Below are 23,259 nucleotides of genomic sequence, written 5' to 3'. Positions count from 1 at the left end.
TCTCCTGGCCCCCGCCCCATATGGCTCAGATGGCAGGAGACGCTTGAACCGCGCGTGAGTTGCCCTGACAGGCTGGGTTCAGCGAGCGCCGCCGCCCAGCGTCATGCGGAACACGTCGGGGCCGAGTGCATCGAACAGCGCGTCTTCCGTGCCGGTCATCCACACCTGTCCCTTGCCGGTGAGGCGCTCGAACAAGGCGGCGCGGCGTACGGGATCGAGGTGCGCCGCGACTTCGTCGAGCAGCAGGATCGGCGCGAGTCCGGTGCGCGCGGCGACGAGATCGGCATGGGCGAGGATCAGGCCGAGCAGCAACGCTTTCTGCTCGCCGGTCGAGCACAGCGCGGCGGCCTGGTTTTTGCCGAGATGGGTGACGGCGAGATCGGTGCGGTGCGGGCCGGCGAGCGCGCGTGCGGCGGCGGCATCGCGCGCGCGACCGCGCGCGAGGTCGGCGGCAAGCGTGTTGCCGGCGCCGGTCCAGCCCTGCAGCGCCAGCCCGGCGCGCGCGAACGGGCCTTCGGGCTGGTCGGCCAGGGTGATGCCGAGCGAAGCGACGGTATCGCGCCGCGCCAGATCGATCGCTGTGCCATGCTCCGCCATCTGCGCTTCGAGCGCGGTCAGCCAGTCGGGGTCGGGCGGCAGATCGTCGGCGAGCAGCCGGTTGCGCGCGCGCATCGCCGCTTCATAGCGATTGCTGTGCACCGCATGACCCGGGTTGAGCGCGAGCGTCAGCCGGTCGAGAAAGCGGCGGCGTTCGCTCGCCGGCTCGACGAACAGACGGTCCATCGCCGGGGTCAGCCACAGCACGCTGAGCCATTCCGACAGCGCCGTTGCGGCGGCGGGGGCGCCCTGGATACGGACGATGCGGCGTTCGGGCGCGGCGGCCTGAGTGCCAGTCGCGATCTGGATGTCGCCATCACCGGCAGAGTGGAGATCGGCGGCAACGCCGAAGCCCCCTGGCCCGTCCTGACGCGCCATCTCGCCCAGCGGGGCGCGGCGCAGCCCGCGGCCGGGCGCGAGCAGCGACACCGCCTCCAGTACATTGGTCTTGCCTGCGCCATTCTCGCCGGTCAGCACGACGAAGCCCGGCCCCGGCGCGATCACGGTATCGGCATGGTTGCGAAAATCGGTGAGGACGAGACGAGCGAGCATGGTCGTCGAATGCCTTAGAGGCTGTTTGAAAATTCGCGAAAGCGCGAATTTCAAAGGCGGTTCCGGCCCGCTCCCCCTCCCAGCCACCCACAGCGTATCCTGAATGGGTGGCCGGGAGGGGGAGCGGGCCGGAACCGCCAAATGCGCCTCAGCGCATTTCCAATCAAAGCCTTAGCGCGAAACGCAATCGCGGGTGCGATTTTCGCACGCAGTGCTGATGGAACGAAAGCGATCGTCAATCGCTCCGGCGCCATCGCGCGGGAACCGTGATCTGTCCATCGCGATACAGCCGGAGAATTCCATGCGCCTGCCGCTCATCCCGCCCGCCGACCTGACCGATGCCCAGAAGCCGCTTTACGACGATATGAAAGCGGGAATCGCGTCCAACTTCAATGACTTCAAGACTGTGGACGCAGACGGCGCGCTGATCGGCCCGTGGAATCCGTGGTTGCACGAACCGGTGATCGGCAAAGCGGTGTGGGATCTGACCAAGGCGATGTCGATGCAGGCGGCCTTGCCTGATAGCGCGCGGCAGGTCGCGATCCTGGTCACAGGCGCGCATTTCGACGCGGCCTATGAGATTTACGCGCACATCGCCGTTGCGGAGCGCGAAAAGATGCCGCCCCGGCGGTTGTCCGAACTATGTGCGAACATCAAGCCGGTCGACCTGAGCGACACAGAAAGCGTCGCCTATGATGTCGCCTTCGCGCTGGTCAATGGCGGTGTGCTGCCCGAGCCATGTTATCGGCTCGCCGTCGACACCTTTGGTCAGCATGGGGCGAACGAGCTGATCTATCTCGTCGGTCTTTATGCGCTGGTGTCGATGACGCTCAACGGCTTCAACGTGCCGGTACCCGAGCGGGAGTGAAACAACGGCTTCAGGCGGCTGCCCGCTCCGGTGCGGGCGCCGCTTTGTCCGCCTTCGACGCACTGAGATAAGACGCCAGTTCGGCGCCCAGTTCGCGTTGCGCGTGCAGATAGGCGGTCGGCGTCACGATGTTGAGCCGCGCCCGCACCGCGTCGATCGGCTCGTGCAGCAGCGTCAGATAATCCTCGCCGGAAATCCATTTCGCCTTGCGGCCGTTACGATAGCCTTCCCATACGGCCCGGGCAAACAATGTGCCGCCGGTGACCTTGAGGCTCTTGAGCGCCGCCGCGCCGCCGATGAATGCCCAGCCGAGCCCGCCGACCTGAGCATAGGAAAACGCGACCAACGCCGCTTCGCCCAGGCTTTCGTCGGCCTTGTAACCGGTCAGCACGTGCCAGATGTCGTGCGTGTCGCGCACTCGCCGACCGAACCAGGCATAAGGGTGCGGCATGTCTTCTTCGCGGTTGATCTTGCTGATCTCGGCCAGGCCGTCAGCCGAATAGCCGGTGGTCTCGAGGAAATTGCGATAGGCCGCACCGACCGTGCCCGGCGCGAAACTCGCGACGAATGCCTTGTCGGTGAAACGCTGCGCCAGTTCGACTCGTTCGTAGGCCATCCGGCCACCTTCTTCGGTGGCGATGAAGCGCGCATAGTTCATCGGCGCATTGCCGACGTTCAGCGCCCGCATGATGCGGAAAACCTGCGTCGTGTCGTCTCCATTGGAGAGCAGCTTGCGGATCGCATCGAATGCGGTGCGCCAGTCGCGACGACCGGTGGTTCCGGGAAAGGGGGGAAGCTTTGCCATCGAATCGATCCTTACTGACAATAGTGTTAGTAGAGGTCGGAGTGTCGCATGTCAATGTCCCGGCAGGCGCTCGTAGATAATCCGATAGCCGGGACCGACCCGCCACCGCGCGGCCTGGCGATAATCGCGCGCGAGGATGGTCTGCATCTCGTCCCATCCGGCGACGTAGGATTTGCTCTGCGGCGCGTCGCGCGACACGACATAGGTCGGGCGCTTGGCCATGATCCGCCGCACTTCGGTCATCACATCGACGCCGATCGCGCCGACTTCGCGTTTGTTGTTGAGATGGTCCGGGAATGGCCAACGCGTCGGCAGGCAGCTTTTGGTCATCATGTAGAGGATGACGTCGCCTTCGTAGATGAACAGGCAATCCTTCAATCGCGGTTTCAGATAGGCCGCCATCGCCCGCACTTCCGGTCCGGTGCCGCGCTCCTTGCGGAACCGCGCCGAGGTGGAGATCGTGACGATGCTGGTCGCGATGATGAGGAACGCGGCGATAGAGATTGTGCGTCTGCGATCGCGGATGATCAGCGCAATGCCCGAGTGGGGATCGCCGAGCAACGGCGCAGCCGCGACCGTCAGCGGCACGAGCAACGGCAATGCGTAATGATCGAAATAACTGCCGAACAACAGCACCGCGCCAACCGCGGTCAGCGTCCAACCCGTAATCACGTGTCGCGAAAGCGACAGGATCGCGGTTTCGTCGGGATTGCGTTGCCGCGCGCCGGCGATGCCAAACCATGCCGCGATCGATAGCGGCGCGAGACGGATGGCGATCGCGGCAAGCCGACCCAGCACGACGTCGACCGGTTCCTTGCGACGGTCGAAGATCGAAGTGAAATTGGCGTAGACAAAATCGGGGCCAAGGCCGGCCGCGGCGAAATATCCCCAGGCCAGACCGGTCGGGGCGAGGCCGAGGATCATCCATCCCAGCGCGAGCGTCGATATGGCGGCCCAACCATGCCCGGAACGGTGCGCGCGCCACAACAGCACCAGGCCCAGAAAACCACCCTCGAACAACACCGTATATTTGATCTGGATCGCGATCCCCATCAGCAGCATCGCTGCCGAGCCGAGCATCATGGCGCGGCTATCGAAGCGTTCCCGCGCCACCGCCGCCAGCGTCGCCAATACCGCAAGCGCGACCGGCAGGTTGTAGAATACCGGCGACTGCCCGCCATCGCCGCCCGATATGCCGAGCGCGGTCAGGTAGATGACCGCCGCGGCGGTCGCGCCGCGTGGACCGGCGATGCGGCGGGCGATGGTGCGGATGACGAGCGCGGTCGATAGGGCAAAAGCGGTCGCGACCAGTTGATACTGGACGACGCCTTCGCCGCCGAGCGCCCGAATCGCGGCGAAGATCAGGAACAGACCGACCGGCTTGCGATCCCAGATGTCGCGATACGGCATCGCGCCTTGCCACATCCGGTCGCCGACAAAGAGGTAGAACTGGTCATCGACATGGATGACCGGGTTGCCAAATTGCACCGCGCGCGCCGCGAGTGCGACGAACAGGCACAGGCATGCCGCGCCGAGCGGCGTCGAAAGTCGATCGAGCAATGATGCATGCCAGTTCGGTGCGGAACGATCGTTCATCGGCGCGGCAGGCATAAGGACAACCCAGTCATTTTGCTGGGCATTGGACGGTCAACACCTCATCCACAACAGGACGATGCCGTGGATCGTATCCCGCATCAAACGCGCATCGGCATCAGCACGTAGAGCGCCGATGATTTGTCATTCTCGCGGATCAGCGTCGGGGCGGCGGCATCGGCAAGGTGGACCTCGATCGTGTCGCCATGCAGCTGACCGAGAATGTCGAGCAGGTAACGGCTGTTGAAGCCGATTTCGAAGCCCATCGAAGCATATTCGCCCGGGACCTCTTCCGCAGCGGTACCGTTTTCAGGGCTGGTCACCGACAGGGTGATCTTGTCGCGGTCGAGCGCCATCTTCACCGCACGAGTCTTTTCCGTGGCGATGGTCGAGACGCGGTCGACACCCTCCTCAAAGCTGCGCGGGTCGATCTTGAGGATCTTGTCGTTGCCGGTCGGAATGACGCGACTGTAATCGGGGAAGGTGCCGTCGATCAGCTTCGAGGTCAGCAATGCCTGGCCGAGATCGAAACGAATCTTGGTCGGCGAGAGCGACACGCCGACCGAGCCGTCAATCTCCTCGAGCAGCTTGCGCAGTTCGGCGATGCATTTACGCGGGATGATCACGTCGGGCATGCCTTCGGCGCCGTCGGGTCGCGGCATGGTTACGCGGGCGAGCCGATGGCCGTCGGTCGCGGCGGCCTTGAGCACGGGCAGCGGATCATCCGACACGTGCCAGAAAATGCCGTTGAGATAATAACGCGTCTCTTCGGTCGAGATCGCAAAGCGCGTCTTGTCGATGATCTGCTTGAGCGTTTCGGCGGGCAGTTCGAAGCTGACCGGCAGTTCGCCTTCCGCGATCACAGGGAAATCGTCGCGCGGCAGGGTGCCGAGCTGGAACTTGGCGCGGCCCGCCATGATCGTCAGCTTGCCCTCGGCCGCGGCGAGGCTGACCTGGCTGCCTTCGGGCAGTTTGCGCGCAATGTCGAACAGAGTGTGCGCCGACACGGTGGTCGCACCGGGCTGGTCGACCGCGGCCGCCACGGTCTCGTTGATCTGCAGGTCCAGATCGGTCGCCATCAGCTTGAGGCCGCCTTCGGCGGTCGCCTCGAGCAGGACGTTCGACAGGATCGGAATGGTGTTGCGCCGCTCGACCACCGACTGGACGTGGCTGAGGCCCTTCAACAGAGTCGCGCGTTCGATCGTCGCCTTCATCGTAAATCCCCCGGGCCGCCGCCCAATTTCCTTCCCACCGAGCGTCAACAGCCGGGGGCAATTAGCCGTCTCCTTTCCTTAACGATAAAAAGGGCCGGAGCAAGCGCTCCGGCCCTAGATAGAGACTAGTTTTCGGCCCTAAATCGGGCGTTCGTCTCAGAAGCGGTAGCCGACGCCGACCGCGATCTGATGCCGGTCGGTATCGACATCGAAATTATTGGTGTTCGCGCCATTCGCATATTCGAATCGCGCATTGCCATAATTCGAGTAGCGATACTCGACCTTCGCATAGGTGTTGCTGCCGATCGACTGCTCGACACCGGCACCCAGACGATAACCGTCAAGGTTGAAATGCTGGCCGGTCGTGGTCGTACCATCGCTGGCGACCAGATCGAGTCGGCCATTGGTGTAGCCACCCTTGGCATAGATCAACGTGCTCGGTGCGGCGAGGAAGCCGACGCGAACACCGGCATACAAGTCGCGTCCCGACTTGACCCGGCCATAGCCGAGAGCGGCCGCGTCGAGCGGGTTGTTGGTGACCTTGGAGGTCGATCCGGTGATTTCGCCTTCGGCGCCGACGACCAGGCTGCCAAGCGCAACGTCGTAACCGATGTCGCCGCCATAGACGAGGCCGTCGGCCTTGCGATCGCTGTCGATATCGGAATTGGGCCCGCTACCGGGCTGAAGCTTGTCATAGCCAAGGATCACGCCGACGCGCGGGCCGGTGAAGGTGACATCGGCGGGGGCGTCCTGCGCGAAAGCGGGGGCGGCGATACCCAGCGCCAGTGCGCTGGCGGCGGCGGTGAGAACAAACTTACGCATAACCATACTCCATTGGTCGTTCCCGCCCCCAAAACTCGGACGGGGATGCTCAAATAGGTGAGCCCATTCGAAGTTGCATGAACCTCAGATAAACAAGGAAAACCGTTGCTTTTGCGCCACACGGGGTTGAATGGCGGGGCATGACTTCCAAGGCAGATCAGCGCCCGAGGAGACTCGGCAGGGACTTTATCGCGCGGCACGGCGAAACCGTGTTCAACGCCGCGCAAAGAATGCAGGGGGATCACCCGCACACGCCGCTGACTCGCGCCGGATTCGCCCAGGCGGATGAAATGGGCCGGGCGTTGCGGGCGGAATTGGGGCCGAAACCGGCATTGACTTTGTGGGCCTCGCCGACCGGCCGCGCGCTGCAGACCCTGGCAGTGATCGCCGAGCATCTCGAACTCGACTGGCACGGCGCGCAGACCGATCAGCGCCTGGTCGAAATCGGTATGGGCGGCTGGGGCGGCCGTTATTATGCCGATGTGATTGCCGAGGTCGGCCCGGTGTTCGATTCCGCATCGGGCCTGTTGATCTCCTCGCCCGATGGCGAACTCTATCATCAGATCGCGACGCGGGTCGGCGGCTGGCTCGGCGACACCGATCATGATCCGGGCGACCGGCTGGTCATCATGCATGGCATTTCCAGCCGGGTGCTGCGCGGCGTGATGACCGGTGCGGATGAGATCACCGGCTTCGGTGCCCCCGCCTTGCCCGGATTGCCGCAAGGGTCGGTGGTCAAGATCGAGCATGGCATCGAGTCGGTCGTGCACCTTGGCACTGGCCACGCCCCGGCATGAAGCGCGCGCTGCTGCTGCTCGCGCTGGTCGCCGGGCCGGCTGTGGCCCGCGAATCGCTTGGCATATTCGATCGCTGGGGCGCCTTCACCGACCCATCGCCACGGCGCTGCTATGCGATCGCCCAGCCGGTCGCGTCGGGCGGAGCATCGCGCTGGCGGCCCTTTGCGAGCATCGCGACCTGGCCGGGTCAGGGCGCGCGCAACCAGCTCCATATCCGCCTCAGCCGTGAACGCGATCCGCGCGCGCGCGTCACGCTGTCGGTCGGCGAGCGCCGCTTCGCGCTGGTCGCCGGCAGCGCCGATGCCTGGGCGCCCGACAAACGCACCGACGCTGCGGTCGTCGCGGCGATCCGGTCGGGCCGCAGCATGAGCGTCGAGACATTGAGCAAGACCGGCGCGCCGTTCGCCGATGTCTATGCGCTGCGCGGTGCCGCGACCGCGATCGATGCCGCGTCGCTGGGTTGTGCGAGATAGGCGTCGAGCCCGGCGACAAGCGCGTCGAATGCCGCCCGTACCGGTGTCGATGTCCGCAAATCCTCATGCATCACGACCCAGGTGTCGAGATCGATGCTGAACGCGTCGGGTAATACGCGAATCAGGGCGGGATAATGCGCGGCGAGCGGTACCTGACACACGCCGATGCCCATTCCGGCGCGAATTGCGGCGAACTGCGCCACGTCGCTGTCGGTGCGAAAGGCGAAGTCGACCGGCGTGAACATGATGCCTTGCGCACGCAAACCGCGCAGCACCGCATTGTCGGTCTCGACCCCGATCAGGCCGATCGCCCGTACATCATCGAGCGTTTGGGGCAACGGGCGTCCGCCGAGCAGGTCGGTATGCGCATGGAGCCCGAGCTCGATCGCCCCGATGCGTCGTGCGACCAGCGCATCCTGGGCAGGCCGCACCATTCGCACGGCGATATCGGCTTCGCGCCGCAGCAAATCCTCGTTCCGGTTGCTGGGCGACAGCATGATGGTCAGCGCCGGATGGCGCCGGCGCAGCTCGGCGAGGATCGGCGGCAACACTTCGATGGCGATCACGTCGCTCGCCGAGATGCGCACCAGCCCGGCGACCTCGCCCTCGCGATTCTGCGCGGCACGGGCAAAGGCGGCGGCGGCGATTGCCATCGCTTCGGCGGGCTCGCGCAAGGAAAGGGCAGCGTCGGTCGGCCGCAACCCGTCGGGCGCGCGCGTGAACAGCGCCACGCCGAGCCGGTGTTCGAGCTCGGCGATCCGGCGCCGGACCGTGGGTTGCGCCAGCGCGAGCATCCGCGCCGCCGCCGACAGGCTGCCGCCCTGCAGCACCGCCAAAAAGGCGCGGTGGCGTTCCCAATCATCCTCGCCTGCGAAATCATTGCTCATCATTTTATGATAGGCCGATGGTCAAAGCTCGACAATTTATTTTGAGCAATCGCTGACCGATATCGTCGTCATCAAGCGATGGAGACAATCATGACGAACACAGTGTTGGTATTGGGTGCGACCGGCGGCGTAGGCGGTGAAACCGCACGAGCCTTGCTCGCCCATGGCTGGCGGGTGCGCGGACTTGCCCGGCGCGTGCCGGCAACGGGCGACGGAATCGAATGGGTGCAAGGCGATGCGCTCGACGCAGATGCGGTGATGCAGGCGGCACGTGATGCGGACGCGATCGTCCATGCGGTCAATCCGCCGGGCTATCGCGACTGGGAAAAGCTAGTCCTCCCGATGCTCGACAACAGCATCGCCGCGGCGCGAGCCACCGGCGCACGGCTCGCTTTGCCGGGCACGATCTATAATTACGACCCGCACGCCACGCCGGTGGCGCTACCCGATTCACCGCAGCACGCCTTCACGCGCAAGGGCGCGATCCGCATCGCGATGGAACGGCGTATCGCCGAGTCGGGTGTTCGGGCGATCATCCTGCGCGCCGGCGACTTCTTCGGGCCGCGGCCGGGAAATAACTGGTTTTCACAAGGGCTTGTCAAACCCGGCAAGCCGGTGCGGTCGATCCTTCATCCCGGCAAACGCGGGGTGGGACATGCCTGGGCGTATCTGCCCGATGTCGGCGAGGCATTTGCCCGGTTGCTGAACATCGAAGCGTCGTTGCCCGATCTGGCGCGCTATCATTTCGCCGGAACCTGGGATGGTGACGGCACCGCGATCACGCGCGCCATCGCTCGTGCGGCGGGAAAGCCAGACATCAAGCCGTCACGCATGCCATGGGCCTTGTTGCCGCTGATCGCGCCGTTCAATCCGACGATGCGCGAAATGATCGAGATGCGGTCCTTTTGGGAGCACCCCGTCAGGCTGGACAATGCCGCCCTGATCGCCGCGATCGGACCGGAGCCGCACACGCCGCTTGATCGGGCAGTGGCTGCTACGCTGACGGCGCTGGGCTGTATCGATCGCTGATGCCGGACGGTGTCGTTGCGGGGCGTCGGGCGCATGCTGGAAATCCATCGTGTTTTCGACTACATGGCGGGCATGCCGAACACCGCGACGACTCTCATGCCCATTCCCGGGCACATTGACCCTGTGCCCGTGCCGCGCAGCTTCGTGCCGCGTAGCGATGGACGAATCGACTTGCTCGGCCTGTCCAAGCTCGACTTGCGCATGGCGCTGGAGACGTCGCAGCTCGAGCCGAAACAGGCGAAATTGCGCGCCAAGCAATTGTGGCACTGGATCTACAATCGCGGCGTCACCGATTTTTCGCTGATGACCGATATCTCGAAGACGATGCAGCCCTGGCTCGCGCAACGTTTCGTGATCAGCCGTCCGCAAGTGGTCGAGGCGCAGGTGTCGACCGACGGGACGCGCAAATGGCTGCTGCGTTCGGATGACGGCCAGGATTACGAGATGGTGTTCATCCCCGACGCCGATCGGGGCACCTTGTGCGTATCGTCGCAGGTCGGCTGCACGCTCAATTGCCGTTTCTGCCATACCGGTACGATGCGGCTTGTGCGCAACCTGACTGCCGCGGAAATCGTCGGTCAGGTCATGCTGGCGCGCGATGGTCTTGGCGAATGGCCGAGCCAGCCCGAGGGGCGGATGCTGACCAACATCGTGATGATGGGCATGGGCGAGCCGCTGTATAATTTCGATGCGGTGCGCGACGCGCTGAAACTGATCATGGACGGCGACGGCATCGCGCTGTCGAAGCGCCGCATCACACTGTCGACGTCGGGCGTGGTGCCGATGATGGCGCGCGCGGGGACCGAGATCGGCGTCAACCTCGCCGTGTCGCTTCACGCCGTGACCAAGGAAGTGCGTGACGAGATCGTCCCGATCAACCGCAAATACGGCATCGAGGAACTGCTTCAGGCCTGTGCCGATTATCCCGGCGCCAACAATGCGCGGCGCATCACGTTCGAATATGTCATGCTCCGCGACAAGAATGACAGCGACGCCGAGGCGCGTGAGTTGGTCCGGCTGATCAAACACTACGACTTGCCGGCCAAGGTCAATCTGATCCCGTTCAATCCCTGGCCCGGCGCGCCGTACGAATGCTCGACGCCGGAGCGGATCCGCAGCTTTTCCAACATCATTTTCGAAGCCGGCATTTCGGCACCCGTGCGCACGCCGCGCGGACGCGATATCGACGCGGCCTGCGGCCAGCTTAAGACCGCTTCGGAAAAGAAGAGCCGCGCCGAGCTCGACGCGCAGGCCGAGGAAAAGCTCGCCGCGCTTGGTTGAGCGCAGTCGATACCTCTCCCGTTCGTGCTGAGCCTCTCGACGAAGCTCGAGCCATGCTTGTCGAAGCACCGTTCTTTCTCTCTATGGCGGACAAGAAGAACGGCCCTTCGACAAGCTCGGGGCGAACGGAAGGGTAGCGCGCTTCGTGACTCTCGCTGATCTCGCCTTCGCGGCCGGTGCCGGCATGCTTGGCGGCGCTATGAATGCGCTGGCCGGTGGCGGCACCTTTGCCACCATGCCGGCGCTGATCGCACTCGGTCTGCCCAGTCCGATCGCCAACGCGACCAGCAACGTCGCGCTGCAGCCCGGCGCGGTGGCTAGCGCCTGGGCTTATCGCGCGGGCCTCGAGCCGATGTCCGGCCTGTCGGTGCGGTTGCTTACCGCAATCACCTTTGCCGGCGGGATGGCGGGCAGCCTGTTGCTCGTCGTCACGCCGACGCGCATTTTCGACCTCGTCATTCCCTGGCTATTGTTGCTCGCGACGATCGCCATCGCATTCGGCAAGCGCGCCTCGACGGTGCTCGGTGAGCGGATCCGTATCGGCCCGAAGACCCTGATCTGTGCGCAAACGCTGCTCGGCATCTATGGCGGTTATTTCGGCGGCGGCGTCGGGCTGATGATGACCGCGACATGGGGCCTGTTGTCAGGCGCGGAACCGCACAAGCTTGCCGCACCGCGCACCCTGATGCTGGCGACCGCGAATGCGGCAGCGGCGATTGTCTTTATCGCCACTGGCATGGTGCGTTGGATGTTGTGCCTGCCGATGCTCGCCGGCGCGCTGATTGGCGGTTATCTCGGCGCGCGCCTGGGCCTGATCTTGCCGCCGCGCGTCATCCGCACTTGGACAATACTGATCACGGGCGTGACGACGGCGGTGTTCTTCTGGCGCGCTTATGCGTGATTCCGGAACTGGCGTCTCGGCATCCGGCGATCGCCACCGCTCGTATCGGTCACTGGTCAATTGCGCGGCGATGCCCGATATGTAACGGAACGCCAGTAGCGCGCGAGTAAGGGCCTGGATGGACCACCGGAACGAACCTGTTTCCGCCGAGACGGATACGGCAACCGCACCGCCGGGCGGCGCGTCGATTTATCGCCACAAGCTGACCACACGGCTGTGGCACTGGGTCAATGTCGTCGCGGTCTTCATTCTGCTCGGCAGCGGGCTGACCATCCTCAATGCCCATCCGCATCTTTATTGGGGCGCATATGGCGCCAATTTCGATCATGCCTGGCTGCACACGCCGCGCTGGCCGGGCTGGCTGACCATTCCCGCCAGCTATAATCTCGCGATCGCGCGGCGCTGGCATTTGCTGTTCGCGCTGGTGTTCGCTTTCGGCCTGTTGTTCCTGATGGTGTCGAGCCTGATCAACAAGCATTTCCAGCGCGACTTGCGGGTTCGCCTGCGCGAGTTGAAACCCGCCGCGCTGCTCCATGATGTGAAGGAACATCTCGCCTTTCGTTTTCACGATGCGAAGACTCCGGGCGCGTACAATATCTTCCAGAAGCTTTCCTATGTGCTGGTCATCTTCATCCTGATTCCGTTGATGATCTTCACCGGCCTCACCATGTCGCCGGGCATGGATGCGGCATGGCCCTGGCTGCTCGATCTGTTCGGCGGGCGGCAATCGGCGCGCTCGATCCATTTCATCGCCGCCGCCGGGCTGGTTGCGTTCATCATCGTCCATCTCGTGCTGGTCATCCTCGCGGGTGCGTGGAACGAGGTGCGATCGATGATCACCGGGCGCTGGACGGTTCCAGAGGATGAGCAATGACCGGTTTCATCACCAGGCGCTCGCTCATCATCGGTGGGACCGCGACGGCCGGGCTACTGCTCAGCGGCTGCGACAAGGTCGCGCAGAACCCCGGTTTTCGCAAAATCCTCTTCTCCGGCGAACAGATGAATCTCGGGCTGCAACGCGCTTTGTCCAATCGCGGCGCACTGGCGCCTGAATTCCGTCCCGATCAGATGTCGCCGCGCTTCCGCACCAACGGCACCGCCAATCCCGATACGCCGAGCTATAATGCGATGGTGGCGGACAAGTTTGCCGCGTGGCGGCTGCAGGTCGCCGGCCTGGTCGCGCGGCCGCTCGATCTGTCGCTGGCCCAGCTCCGCTCGATGCCCGCGCGAAGCCAGATCACGCGGCACGATTGCGTCGAGGGCTGGAGCGCGATCGGGAAGTGGCGCGGACCGACACTCGGATCTCTGCTCAAACTGGCGGATATCAAGGACGGCGCGCGCTATATCGTGTTCACTTGCGCCGATCTCTATGGCGGACAGCCCTATTACGAATCGATCGACCTGGTCGACGCGTTCCATCCGCAGACGATTCTCGCCTGGGCAATGAACAATCATCTGCTCGATGTCGGACACGGCGCGCCGGTCCGGCTGCGGGTCGAGCGGCAGCTCGGTTACAAACACGCCAAATATGTCATGCGCGTCGATGCCGTAGCGTCGCTGGCCGGAATCGGCCTCGGAAAAGGCGGATATTGGGAAGATCGTGTCGATTACGATTGGTATGCGGGCATCTGAATTGATACGGGAGCGGGCATGGCGCTGATCGATCGATTCCTGGCCGCCCGCGTGAAGCGCGGACAGCTCACCGTCCACCATGCCGATGGCAACATCCGTAGCTTCGGTACGGCGGATCCTGATTTCCCCAATGTCACGATACGCTTCGCCGACAAGGGCGCGGCAAACTTCATCGTGCGCAATCCGAGCCTGGGCGCGGGCGAAGCCTATATGAATGGCCGGCTGCTCGTCGATGGCGACGACATCATGGGTCTGGTCACGCTGATGACCGCCAATGATCTGTGGGAGGAAGGCAAGGCCGCGTTGATCGCCTCTCCACCACGCCGCGCGGTCGCGGCCGTGGTGCACCGCGTCGGCCGGATCAACATGGCGCGCGCGTCGAAGCGCAACGTCGCGCACCATTATGACCTGTCGGACCGGCTTTATGATCTCTTCCTCGACGCCGACCGGCAATATAGCTGCGCCTATTTCACCGATCCGGCCAACAGCCTCGAACAGGCGCAGGACGACAAAAAGGCGCATATCGCCGCCAAGCTCGCGCTCAAGCCGGGCATGCGCGTGCTCGATATCGGCTGCGGCTGGGGCGGCATGGCGCTGTACCTCCATGCCAAGACCGGCGCCGAAGTGCTGGGGGTCACCCTGTCGGAGGAGCAAATCAAAGTCGCGCGCCGCCGTGCCGAGGAAGCGGGTGTCGCCGACAAGGTGAAGTTCGAACTGATCGATTATCGCCACGTCACCGGCACGTTCGATCGCATCGTCTCGGTCGGCATGTTCGAACATGTCGGCCCGGCGCATTACCGCACCTTCATGCGCAAATGCCGCAGCCTGCTGACCGAAGACGGCGTGATGCTGCTCCACACCATCGGCCGGGCCGGCGCGCCCGGCGTGACCGACGACTGGACCGCGAAATATATCTTCCCGGGCGGCTACAACCCTGCACTGTCGGAAATCGTGCGCGCCAACGAAGGGCAGAAATTCTTCCTCACCGATGTCGAGGTGCTGCGGCTGCATTACAGCTACACGCTCGATCTCTGGTACGACCGCACCGTCGCGGCAAAGGCGCAGATCGTCGAACTGTACGACGAGCGCTTCTATCGCATGTGGCTGTTCTATCTGGCGGGTGCGAGCGCCGCGTTCCGTTATGGCGGGATGGTCAATTACCAGATCCAGTTCGCGCGCAACCGCACCGTCCTGCCGATCACGCGTGATTATATGTATGAAGAGGAGCGTCGGCTGCGTCAGGCTGGCGGATAAGTCATCCGCATATAGTCGAGCGACTCGACGATCAGCGCTTCCAGCGCGCCCATGTCCACGTCGCTCAGCTTCTTGACGTAAAGGCAGGACTTGCCGGTGGTGAAATTGCCGAGCTGCGCCATCAGCGCGTCGTGACGAGGAAAGCCGCCGGCGATATAAAGCACCAGACTCGCTTTGCGCGGACTGAATCCGATCCGCGCCATTTCGCCCTCGCGGCCGCTGTCATAGCGGTATCGATAGCGGCCGAAGCCGATGATCGAGGGGCCCCACATCGTCGCCGGTTCGCCCGAGATGCGGGTCATCAGATCGATGATGATCCGCGCGTCGCTGCGGCGCTGTTCGGGTTCGACCCGTGCGAGGAATGTTTCCACGCTCGCACCGGTTTCCTGGGTCTTGTTCTCCGCCATCATCATTCCCCGACTCGAAATACCGATAATCTAGCGCAACACGATATTCCTGCCTAAGCGCCGCCAATGACCTCGCTTGTGCTCACCCGCCGGTCGATCTTTGCCCAGGCCTGGCCGATCATGCTGGGCCAGACCACGGTGCCGCTGGTCGGGCTGGTCGATACCGCGGTGATCGGCGCGACCGGCGACGCGGCGGCGCTGGCCGGGGTGGCGCTCGGCGCGACGGTGATCAATCTGATCTTCTGGACCTTCGGTTTCCTGCGCATGGGCATGACCGGGATGACCGCGCAGGCGGCGGGCGCGGGCGACGTGCCGGAAGTTGAGGCGATGCTGCTCCGCGGTGTCGCGGTCGGCCTGGCGCTGGGCGTGGTCCTGTTCGCCTTGCAGCTGTTGCTGATCCCGCTCGCCTTTGCCGCATTGTCCGGCGGCGGCGCGCTTGATGATGCCGCGCGCGCCTTTGTCGGCGCGCGGTTCATCGGCGCACCGGCCGGCCTCGCCGTGTTCGCGATCAATGGCTGGCTGTTCGGTGTCGGCCGTACACGGGCGGCGCTGGCGCTGCAGATCGTGATGAACCTCGCGAACATTGCGCTCGACCTGATGTTGGTATGGCATTTCGCCATGGGCGCACGCGGCGTCGGGCTGGGTACGTCCTGCGCGGAATGGATCGCGCTCGCCACCGGGCTGCTGATCGTCGGGCGAGGAATCGATTGGCGCCGGCTGGGCTCGGCCACGCTGTTCGGCGGCGGCGCGCTGAAGCGGCTGTTCGCGGTCAACGCCGACATCATGATCCGTACCATTGCGCTGCTTTTGCTGTTCGTGTGGTTCACCAATGCCGGTGCGCGACTGGGAACGGTGCCGCTCGCGGCGAATCACGTATTGATGCAGTTCGTCAGTGTCGCCGCGTTCGTGCTCGACGGTTTCGCCTTCACCGCCGAATCACGCGTCGGCCATGCGATCGGCGCCCGGTCCGAGGCTCAGATGCGCCGCGCGATCCGACTGACCGGAGAATTCTCGCTGCTCGCCGGCCTCGGTTTCGCGCTGCTCTTCTTCCTCGCTGGCGGTCCGTTGATCGACCTGCTTGCGGCCAATGCCGATGTGCGAACTCAGGCACGCGCGCTGCTGCCCTTTGCCGCGGCGATTCCGCTGATTGGCGTGCCGGCGTGGCTGCTCGATGGCATCTTTATCGGCGCCACGCGCGGCCGTGCGCTGCGCAACGCCGCGATCGTCGCGACCACATTGTATATCGTCACCGACCTGCTGCTCCGCCCGTTTGGTTCGATCGGCCTGTGGTGGGCGATGCTGCTCGGTTATGCCTATCGCGCCGGCGCATTGGGCCTTTATCTGCCTGCCCTGCTCAGAGGCATGAAAACCGCATCGCCCGAATAGACAGCGCTTCGACTTGCCGTCCGCGAGGTGGGCTGATACCCGCCCGCGTCCCCTTGTCTCCGGAGCCTGCCCGTGTCCAAACCGACATCCGATCAGATCAACCGCGTCGTCCTCGCCTATTCGGGCGGTCTCGACACCAGCGTGATCCTGAAATGGCTGCAGCAGACCTATAATTGCGAGGTGGTGACCTTCACTGCCGATCTCGGCCAGGGGGAGGAACTCGCACCGGCACGCGCCAAGGCCGAGCTGATGGGGGTCAAGCCCGAACACATCTTCATCGATGACCTGCGCGAGGAATTCGTACGCGACTATGTCTTCCCGATGATGCGCTCCAACGCGCTGTACGAGGGGCTGTACCTGCTCGGCACCTCGATCGCCCGGCCGCTGATCGCCAAGCGTCAGGTCGAGATCGCCAAGCTGGTTGGCGCCGATGCGGTCAGCCATGGCGCGACCGGCAAGGGCAATGACCAGGTGCGCTTCGAACTCGGCTATTATGCGCTCGCACCCGATATCAAGGTAATCGCGCCGTGGCGCGAATGGGATTTGACCAGCCGCACCGCGCTGATCGCCTTTGCCGAACAGCATCAGATTCCGGTGCCCAAGGACAAGCGCGGCGAATCGCCATTCTCGACCGACGCCAACATGCTGCACACCTCGTCGGAAGGAAAAGTGCTTGAGGATCCGTGGGACGAAGTCCCCGACTATGTCTATTCGCGCACCGTCAACCCGGAGGACGCGCCGAACGAACCTGAGACAATCACGGTCGATTTCGAACGCGGTGACGGCGTCGCGATCAACGGCGTCGGCATGTCGCCGGCGACGCTGCTGGAGTCGCTCAACGAACTGGGCCGCAAGCATGGCATCGGCCGGCTCGACCTGGTCGAAAACCGCTTCGTCGGCATGAAGTCGCGCGGCATGTACGAAACGCCTGGCGGTACCATCTATCATCTTGCCCATCGCGGGATCGAGCAGCTCACGCTCGATCGGGGCGCCGCGCATCTCAAGGACGAACTCGCACCGCGTTATGCCGAGCTGATCTATAACGGCTTCTGGTTCAGCCCTGAGCGCGAGATGCTTCAGGCGGCGATCGACCATAGTCAGGAAAAGGTCTCGGGCACGGTCCGGCTCAAGCTCTACAAGGGGTCGGTCATCGTCACGGGGCGCAAATCGCCCAATTCGCTTTACTCGGAAAAGGTCGTGACCTTCGAGGACGATCAGGGCGCCTATGACCAGCGCGACGCGGCGGGCTTCATCAAGCTCAACGCATTACGGCTGCGCTTGCTCGGACGACGCGATCGGTAACCTTAAATCCTCCCCCGGTTCCCGGAGGAGGATTTAGTGGGAACGGCAATTTAACCGTCCGCTGCGTAGAGCGCGGGGATGGATTATGGCGATCGGCAAGGCATGAAGGGGGACACGCTGGCCGCGTTGGTCCTGGCGTTGCTGCTTGCCGCCGCCTGGACCTTGCGCGACTGGCATCAATTGTCCGCGCTGCGCCTGCCCGACACCGACGATGTGATGCGCCTGCAACAGATCCGCGACTGGCTCGGCGGGCAGCGTTTCTCCGATCTTGCACAGCACCGCCTCGGCGCGCCGCCCGGCCTCGCGATGCACTGGTCGCGCCTGCCCGATCTGGTGCCGGGCGGGATCATCGCTGCGCTGACTCCGTTCGCTGGCCGGCACTTTGCCGAAATCGCGGCGGTGATCGCGTGGCCGACGCTGCTGCTCGCCGGCGCGTTGCTGCTAACCGCGCGTATCGCGCGCGCGCTGGGCGGTGCGGAGATTGCCCGCACCGCGCTGGTCGTGGCGGCGATCGCCTATCCGACGACGACGATCTTCCTGCCCGGCCGGATCGATCATCACGGGTTTCAGGTGGTTCTGTTGCTCGTCATCGTCCATGCGCTGGTCCATGTGCCGGACATGTCGCGGGGCCTCACCGCCGGGCTGGCGGCGGCGGCAAGCATCGCGATCGGGGTGGAAACCTTGCCGCTGCTCGCCGCGGCGGCCGTGGTGCTGGTGACCGGCTGGATCTGGGGCCGGCGCGGTGGGGACGATGCGCTGATGGGTTTCGGCATCGCGCTGGCCGCCGGGCTGCTTGCCGCAAATACCGTGCTCAAGACCGAACAATTCGATTTCGCCGGATGCGATGGCTTCACCGCGATCGTATGGCGCGCGACTCAGTTCGCCGCGTTCGCGCCGATCGTGCTGGCGATTGCCGGTTATGCCAGCGCGCGGCGCGATATCCGGGCTGGCCTGGCCATGGCGCTGGGGGTCGCCGCGATATCGGGCCTGTGGCTCGTCGCGCCGTCGTGCCTGGCGCCTTATGGCGGGGTGGATCCGATGCTCAACCGCTTGTGGCTCGCCAATGTCGGCGAGGCGCAGCCTTTGTTCGCCGCGCGGCCGGAGGTGGCGATCGGCTATGCCGGACTGATGGTCGCCGGGATCGCCGCCAGCCTGTGGCGGTTGCGCGCGACGCGTGACGGTTTCTGGTCGGTGCTGCTCGTGTTTCAGCTTGCCGCGCTGGCGCTCACCTGCCTGCAATTGCGTGGCGCCTATGCCGGCGCGATCCTCGCTTCGCCGGCCCTCGCGGCGGTGATCGCGGTCGCGCGGCGACGCGGTTCGCTATGGCTCGCCGCGGCATGGCTCGGCTCGGCCGGCATGCTCTACCCGCTCGCCGCCAATGCTTTCGCGCCGCAATCGGAGGGCCAGAGCCAAGGTCGGAGCCAGACCGGGGGCCGGGCCGGGCCGGGCTGCACCTCGCCCGAGGCGCTGGCCGAACTCGGCACGTTGCCCCAAGGACGGCTGATCGCGCCGCTCGATCTCGGTGCTTATGCGCTTGTCGCGACCCGGTTGACGGTCGTCGGGGCGCCCTATCATCGTAACAATGCCGGCAACGCCGCAGTCTATCGCTTCTTCCTGGGCACGCCCGATCAGGCGCGATCGATCGCACAAAACTGGCAGGTTCGTTATATCGCGCTGTGTCCGGGCAGTTTCGATGAACTCGGTACGACAATGTCGGGCAACCCTGATCACTTGCTCGCACAGCTCCGCCGGGGCCGGATTCCACGCTGGATGCGACCAATTGCGCGGAATAGCGCGGGTTTGACACTATTTACCGTCGAACCGCGCTTGTTTGCCTCGCATTCATCGCGGTAAGGCGGTGACTATGCAGGGGGATACCGACAGGCTGCTTTGGTGGCAGACGCGCTGGTTCGTGGCGTTGATGGTGCTCGTCTCGATCATTCCGCTGCTCAAACCCGACATCCCGCCTTTGGTCGACCTGCCCGGCCATATGGGCCGTTACCGCGTTCAACTCGATATCGGCACCTATCCATGGCTGCGGGACTGGTATGATTTCAACTGGTCGCTGATCGGCAATCTCGGCGTCGACCTGCTGGTCATTCCGCTGGCGCCGGTCTTCGGGCTCGAACTGGCGGTCAAGCTGATCGTCATCGCCATTCCCGCGCTGACTGTCCTTGGCCTGTTGTGGATCGCGCGCGAAGTGCATGGACGCATCCCGGCAACCGCTTTGTTCGCCTTGCCGTTGGCGTATAGTTTCCCGTTCCAGTTCGGCTTCGTCAATTTCGCGCTGGCAATGGCGATCGCGCTCAACGCGTTCGCGCTGTGGCTGCGGCTTGCGCGGCTCGGCCGGTTAAGGCTGCGCGCGGCGATCTTCGTGCCGCTCTCCTGTCTGTTGTGGTTGTGCCACACCTTTGGCTGGGGCGTACTCGGCGTACTCGCTTTTTCATCCGAGATGATCCGTCAGCATGACGCGATCCGCGGCAAGGGGTGGCGGCATTGGTTCAAGGCCTGGGTGCGCGCCGGGCTGAGTTGCCTGCCGCTGGCGCTGCCGATGTTGCTGATGGTCGCCTGGCGCACCGGTAACCATGTCACCGGCCAGACCGCCGACTGGTTCAACTGGCGCGCCAAGATGGGCTGGCTGACCATGGCCCTGAAGGACCGGTGGCAGTTTTTCGACATTGCCTCGACCGCGGTCGTCTATCTCATCCTGTTCAAGGGTTTCCGCGACCCCGCTATCGAATATTCGCGCAATCTCGGCTTGTCGGCACTGTTCCTGCTCGCGGTGTTCGTCGTGCTGCCGCGCATCGTGTTCGGCTCCGCCTATGCCGATATGCGGCTCGCGCCGTTCATGCTCGCCATCGCGGTGATCTCGCTCAGGCCCCGGCCGGGCCTGTCGATCCGCGGGACGGCCATGCTGGCGGCGCTCGGCTGCGCCTTCTTCCTCGTCCGGATCGGCGCGGGAACGATCAGCTATTGGATGTTCGACCAGAAATATGATCGCGAACTGCAGGCGCTGAACCATGTGCCGGTCGGTGCGCGACTGGTCAGTTTCGTCGGCGAGCAGTGCGGCAACCAATGGCTGATGTCGCGGGTCGAACACCTCCCGGCGATCGCTCTTGAGCGGCGCATCGCCTATTCCAACGACCAATGGTCGATGCCCGGCGCGCAATTGCTCACCGCGAAATACACCAAGGCGCAGGGCTTCGCGCATGATCCGTCGCAAATCGTGACCAGCGTGCAATGCCCGCGCGAATGGTGGCGCCCGATCAGCCGTTCGATGGCACGCTTTCCGCGCAACGCTTTCGACTATGTGTGGTTGATCCAGCCGCCGGCCTATGATCCGAAATTCAATACCGGGCTGACCGAAGTGTGGCGTGACGGGACCAGCGTATTGTTCAAGGTCGATCATTCGAAACCCGGCCCGAACGTCGCCGATGCCGAGCTTTACCCCAAATATGTCAGGCGAGTGCCTTTTTGAACGGCGTGAGCTCGGTCAGATATTCCTGATCGGACTCGACCGATTCTCGCTCGCGCACGAGGAAATCGGCGATTGCGCGACGGAAATTCCGGTCCGGGATGTAGTGCGCCGACCAGGTCGTGACCGGCACATAGCCACGCGCCAGCTTGTGCTCGCCCTGTGCGCCGGCTTCCACCGTCGCCAGCCGGCGTGCGATCGCGGCGTCGATCGCCTGGTAATAACATAGCTCGAAGTGCAGGAACGGCACCTCCTCGGTGCATCCCCAGTAACGCCCGTACAGCGCGTCCGCGCCGATCAGGTTGAGCGCGCCGGCGATCGGCCGGCCATCGCGCTCGGCAAGGATCAGCAATATGTCATCAGCCATACGCTGACCGAGCAGCGTAAAGGCTTCACGGGTAAGATAGGGGCGGCCCCATTTGCGCGAGCCGGTATCCTGATAGAAAATCCAGAAGGCGTCCCAGTCCGCTTCGCTGATTTCATTGCCCGTGACATGGCGGATCGTCAGCCCCTCGACTGCAGCGGCGCGCTCCTTGCGGATCGTCTTGCGCTTGCGGCTGGCGAGGCAGTCAAGAAAATCGTCGAAGCTGTGATATCCGTCATTCCGCCAGTGGAATTGCGTGCCCGCGCGGATCAGCCAACCCGCCGCCTCGAACAGCGGCAGCTGGTCGGGTTCGACGAAAGTCGCGTGAGCGGAGGACAGGCCATGCTGGTCGGTCACCGCCTCGATCGCCGCGATCAATGGCGCGGCCAGTGCCGGGTCGCGCAGCAACAGCCGCGGGCCGGGCACCGGCGTGAACGGCACCGCGATCTGCAGCTTGGGGTAATAGCTCCCCCCGGCGCGTTCCCACGCATCGGCCCAGCCATGATCGAAGACATATTCGCCCTGGCTATGGCTCTTGGCATAGGCTGGCGCGATTGCGCCGGGGGTACCGTCCGCGCCATCGACCACGATCGGGATCGCCTGCCACCCGGCCTGTGGGGTGACGCTGCCCGATTCCTCGAGGATCGAAAGGAACGCGTGGCTCAGAAAGGGATTGCCCGTGCCGGCGCACGCATCCCATTCGGCGGGCGCAATGGCGGCGACGCCGTGGGCGATTCGGGCGGTGACGGCGGTCATTGCCTCTAAGGTAGAGGTCGAGAAGGCCTGCTCCAAGGCGTTGCTTGGATTTGTTTGAACCGGCCCGCGCTATTCCGCGATCTTGACGATTGCGTCGATCTCCACCGCTGCATTCAGCGGCAATGCCGGCACGCCGACCGCGGCGCGCGCATGTTTGCCGGCTTCGCCGAACAGGGCGACCATCAGGTCTGATGCGCCATTGGCGACCTTGGGCTGGTCAGTGAAATCACCCGTCGAATTGATGAACACGCCGAGCTTCACGATCCGTTCGACGCGGTGCAGGCCGCCAAGCGCCTGCTTCATCTGTGCGACCAGCATCAATGCGCAACGTTGCGCAGCTTCCTGACCATAAGCGAGATCCTGGTTCTCGCCGAGCCGCCCGGTCATCACCGCGCCATCCTTGAACGGCAGCTGGCCGGAGATATGGAGCAGTCCGCCGGCTTCGACGGCCGGGACATAGGAGGCGATCGGCGCCGCGGCTTCGGGCAGGACGAGGCCGAGTTCGGCGAGTTTGGTGGCGATTCTGTCGGTCATGGCGCCTCGATGACGCGCGGCGGCGGGCGCGTCAATCCGCCTCCCGCAAACCGCCTGTTCGGACCGGCGTCGCGCCCTCGCCCGATTGGTCTCGCACGGCTGGATCTTCGACCCGATGGCCCCAGCGCACCAGCGACCAGGCGCGCTCGTGGAAATAGAACAGGATGATCTTGGTGAAGACCTCGGTGCCCGCGATCGCGCCGGCCGATTTCGCGCTGCCGGTGAACAGGTAGCTCAGAATGAAGGTGTCGATGCTCCCCAGCGCGCGCCACGACACCGCCTTGACGAACGACCGGGGATGACTCTCGACACCTCGAAACAGAAACATCA

23 protein-coding genes are annotated in these 23,259 nt (G+C 64.4%); 13 read left to right on the top strand and 10 right to left on the bottom strand.

Going from position 1 to position 23,259, the window contains the following annotated elements; translation table 11 throughout:
• Positions 1–78: 78 nt before the first annotated feature.
• Complete coding sequence (gene recF / locus G4G27_RS18235; RefSeq protein ID WP_183109951.1) at positions 79–1,149, bottom strand: DNA replication/repair protein RecF; 1,071 nt, start codon at positions 1,147–1,149, stop codon at positions 79–81.
• A gap of 301 nt (positions 1,150–1,450) precedes the next feature.
• On the opposite strand from recF, the gene G4G27_RS18230 reads away from it, so the two are divergent.
• Positions 1,451–2,017 carry a carboxymuconolactone decarboxylase family protein gene (locus tag G4G27_RS18230; protein WP_183109950.1) on the top strand — a complete coding sequence of 189 codons (567 nt, stop codon included), beginning with the start codon at positions 1,451–1,453 and terminating at the stop codon, positions 2,015–2,017.
• Between the two features lie 10 nt (positions 2,018–2,027).
• Here the strand turns inward: G4G27_RS18230 and G4G27_RS18225 are convergent, their stop codons facing one another.
• The 4 genes from G4G27_RS18225 to G4G27_RS18210 form a co-directional block, all read right to left on the bottom strand.
• Positions 2,028–2,822, bottom strand: a complete 795-nt coding sequence (locus G4G27_RS18225; RefSeq protein ID WP_183109949.1) for a Coq4 family protein — start codon at positions 2,820–2,822, stop codon at positions 2,028–2,030.
• 51 nt (positions 2,823–2,873) lie between these two features.
• A complete protein-coding gene (locus tag G4G27_RS18220) occupies positions 2,874–4,418 on the bottom strand; it encodes a hypothetical protein (RefSeq protein WP_183109948.1) in 1,545 nt (514 codons plus the stop codon).
• 98 nt (positions 4,419–4,516) lie between these two features.
• A complete protein-coding gene (gene dnaN / locus G4G27_RS18215; RefSeq protein ID WP_183109947.1) occupies positions 4,517–5,629 on the bottom strand; it encodes a DNA polymerase III subunit beta in 1,113 nt (370 codons plus the stop codon).
• A 156-nt stretch (positions 5,630–5,785) separates the two neighbouring features.
• The gene (locus G4G27_RS18210) at positions 5,786–6,451 is read right to left on the bottom strand and encodes an outer membrane beta-barrel protein (RefSeq protein ID WP_183109946.1); all 666 of its coding nucleotides are present in this window, start codon (positions 6,449–6,451) and stop codon (positions 5,786–5,788) included.
• A gap of 140 nt (positions 6,452–6,591) precedes the next feature.
• Between G4G27_RS18210 and G4G27_RS18205 the strand changes: the two genes are divergently transcribed.
• On the top strand, positions 6,592–7,248 hold the full coding sequence (locus G4G27_RS18205) for a histidine phosphatase family protein (RefSeq protein WP_183109945.1): 657 nt from the start codon (positions 6,592–6,594) through the stop codon (positions 7,246–7,248).
• Positions 7,245–7,721: a hypothetical protein gene (locus G4G27_RS18200; protein WP_183109944.1), complete on the top strand. Its 477-nt coding sequence runs from the start codon at positions 7,245–7,247 to the stop codon at positions 7,719–7,721. The genes G4G27_RS18205 and G4G27_RS18200 overlap by 4 nt, the downstream gene beginning before the upstream one ends.
• On the opposite strand, the gene G4G27_RS18195 is transcribed toward G4G27_RS18200, so the two are convergent.
• Positions 7,661–8,608, bottom strand: coding sequence for a LysR family transcriptional regulator (locus G4G27_RS18195; RefSeq protein WP_183109943.1), 948 nt, complete (start codon positions 8,606–8,608; stop codon positions 7,661–7,663). The genes G4G27_RS18200 and G4G27_RS18195 overlap by 61 nt on opposite strands.
• Before the next feature lie 90 nt (positions 8,609–8,698).
• On the opposite strand from G4G27_RS18195, the gene G4G27_RS18190 reads away from it, so the two are divergent.
• The 6 genes from G4G27_RS18190 (at position 8,699) to G4G27_RS18165 (ending at position 14,705) form a co-directional block, all read left to right on the top strand.
• A complete protein-coding gene (locus tag G4G27_RS18190) occupies positions 8,699–9,637 on the top strand; it encodes an NAD-dependent epimerase/dehydratase family protein (protein WP_183109942.1) in 939 nt (312 codons plus the stop codon).
• A 96-nt stretch (positions 9,638–9,733) separates the two neighbouring features.
• Entirely contained in the window at positions 9,734–10,918 is a 1,185-nt protein-coding gene (rlmN, locus tag G4G27_RS18185) for a 23S rRNA (adenine(2503)-C(2))-methyltransferase RlmN (RefSeq protein WP_183113892.1), read from the top strand.
• Positions 10,919–11,063: 145 nt separating this feature from the next.
• On the top strand, positions 11,064–11,819 hold the full coding sequence (locus tag G4G27_RS18180) for a sulfite exporter TauE/SafE family protein (RefSeq protein ID WP_345940651.1): 756 nt from the start codon (positions 11,064–11,066) through the stop codon (positions 11,817–11,819).
• 118 nt (positions 11,820–11,937) lie between these two features.
• Complete coding sequence (locus tag G4G27_RS18175) at positions 11,938–12,693, top strand: cytochrome b/b6 domain-containing protein (RefSeq protein WP_183109941.1); 756 nt, start codon at positions 11,938–11,940, stop codon at positions 12,691–12,693.
• Positions 12,690–13,451, top strand: a complete 762-nt coding sequence (locus G4G27_RS18170) for a molybdopterin-dependent oxidoreductase (RefSeq protein WP_183109940.1) — start codon at positions 12,690–12,692, stop codon at positions 13,449–13,451. Before G4G27_RS18175 ends, G4G27_RS18170 begins: the two co-directional genes overlap by 4 nt.
• Positions 13,452–13,469: 18 nt before the next feature.
• On the top strand, positions 13,470–14,705 hold the full coding sequence (locus G4G27_RS18165; protein ID WP_183109939.1) for a cyclopropane-fatty-acyl-phospholipid synthase family protein: 1,236 nt from the start codon (positions 13,470–13,472) through the stop codon (positions 14,703–14,705).
• Here G4G27_RS18165 and G4G27_RS18160 read toward each other — a convergent pair.
• Positions 14,690–15,118 carry a DUF1801 domain-containing protein gene (locus tag G4G27_RS18160; protein WP_183109938.1) on the bottom strand — a complete coding sequence of 143 codons (429 nt, stop codon included), beginning with the start codon at positions 15,116–15,118 and terminating at the stop codon, positions 14,690–14,692. The two genes, G4G27_RS18165 and G4G27_RS18160, sit on opposite strands and share 16 nt — an antisense overlap.
• Before the next feature lie 60 nt (positions 15,119–15,178).
• On the opposite strand from G4G27_RS18160, the gene G4G27_RS18155 reads away from it, so the two are divergent.
• The 4 genes from G4G27_RS18155 to G4G27_RS18140 all read left to right on the top strand — a co-directional run bounded on the left by G4G27_RS18155 (position 15,179) and on the right by G4G27_RS18140 (position 21,278).
• On the top strand, positions 15,179–16,498 hold the full coding sequence (locus G4G27_RS18155) for an MATE family efflux transporter (RefSeq protein ID WP_244624406.1): 1,320 nt from the start codon (positions 15,179–15,181) through the stop codon (positions 16,496–16,498).
• A 72-nt stretch (positions 16,499–16,570) separates the two neighbouring features.
• Positions 16,571–17,800: an argininosuccinate synthase gene (locus tag G4G27_RS18150; RefSeq protein WP_244624405.1), complete on the top strand. Its 1,230-nt coding sequence runs from the start codon at positions 16,571–16,573 to the stop codon at positions 17,798–17,800.
• Positions 17,801–17,878: 78 nt separating this feature from the next.
• The gene (locus tag G4G27_RS18145) at positions 17,879–19,654 is read left to right on the top strand and encodes a hypothetical protein (RefSeq protein ID WP_183109937.1); all 1,776 of its coding nucleotides are present in this window, start codon (positions 17,879–17,881) and stop codon (positions 19,652–19,654) included.
• A 10-nt stretch (positions 19,655–19,664) separates the two neighbouring features.
• Entirely contained in the window at positions 19,665–21,278 is a 1,614-nt protein-coding gene (locus G4G27_RS18140; RefSeq protein ID WP_183109936.1) for a hypothetical protein, read from the top strand.
• On the opposite strand, the gene G4G27_RS18135 is transcribed toward G4G27_RS18140, so the two are convergent.
• The 3 genes from G4G27_RS18135 to G4G27_RS18125 all read right to left on the bottom strand — a co-directional run bounded on the left by G4G27_RS18135 (position 21,259) and on the right by G4G27_RS18125 (position 23,257).
• Positions 21,259–22,395 carry a GNAT family N-acetyltransferase gene (locus G4G27_RS18135; RefSeq protein ID WP_183109935.1) on the bottom strand — a complete coding sequence of 379 codons (1,137 nt, stop codon included), beginning with the start codon at positions 22,393–22,395 and terminating at the stop codon, positions 21,259–21,261. The two genes, G4G27_RS18140 and G4G27_RS18135, sit on opposite strands and share 20 nt — an antisense overlap.
• 69 nt (positions 22,396–22,464) lie before the next feature.
• A complete protein-coding gene (locus tag G4G27_RS18130) occupies positions 22,465–22,929 on the bottom strand; it encodes a RidA family protein (RefSeq protein ID WP_183109934.1) in 465 nt (154 codons plus the stop codon).
• Between the two features lie 31 nt (positions 22,930–22,960).
• Positions 22,961–23,257 carry a DUF2061 domain-containing protein gene (locus tag G4G27_RS18125; protein ID WP_183109933.1) on the bottom strand — a complete coding sequence of 99 codons (297 nt, stop codon included), beginning with the start codon at positions 23,255–23,257 and terminating at the stop codon, positions 22,961–22,963.
• Positions 23,258–23,259 lie beyond the last annotated feature (2 nt).

Source organism: Sphingomonas sp. So64.6b (assembly GCF_014171475.1).
GTDB lineage: Bacteria > Pseudomonadota > Alphaproteobacteria > Sphingomonadales > Sphingomonadaceae > Sphingomonas > Sphingomonas alpina_A.
This window is presented reverse-complemented; position numbering and strand designations above follow the sequence as displayed.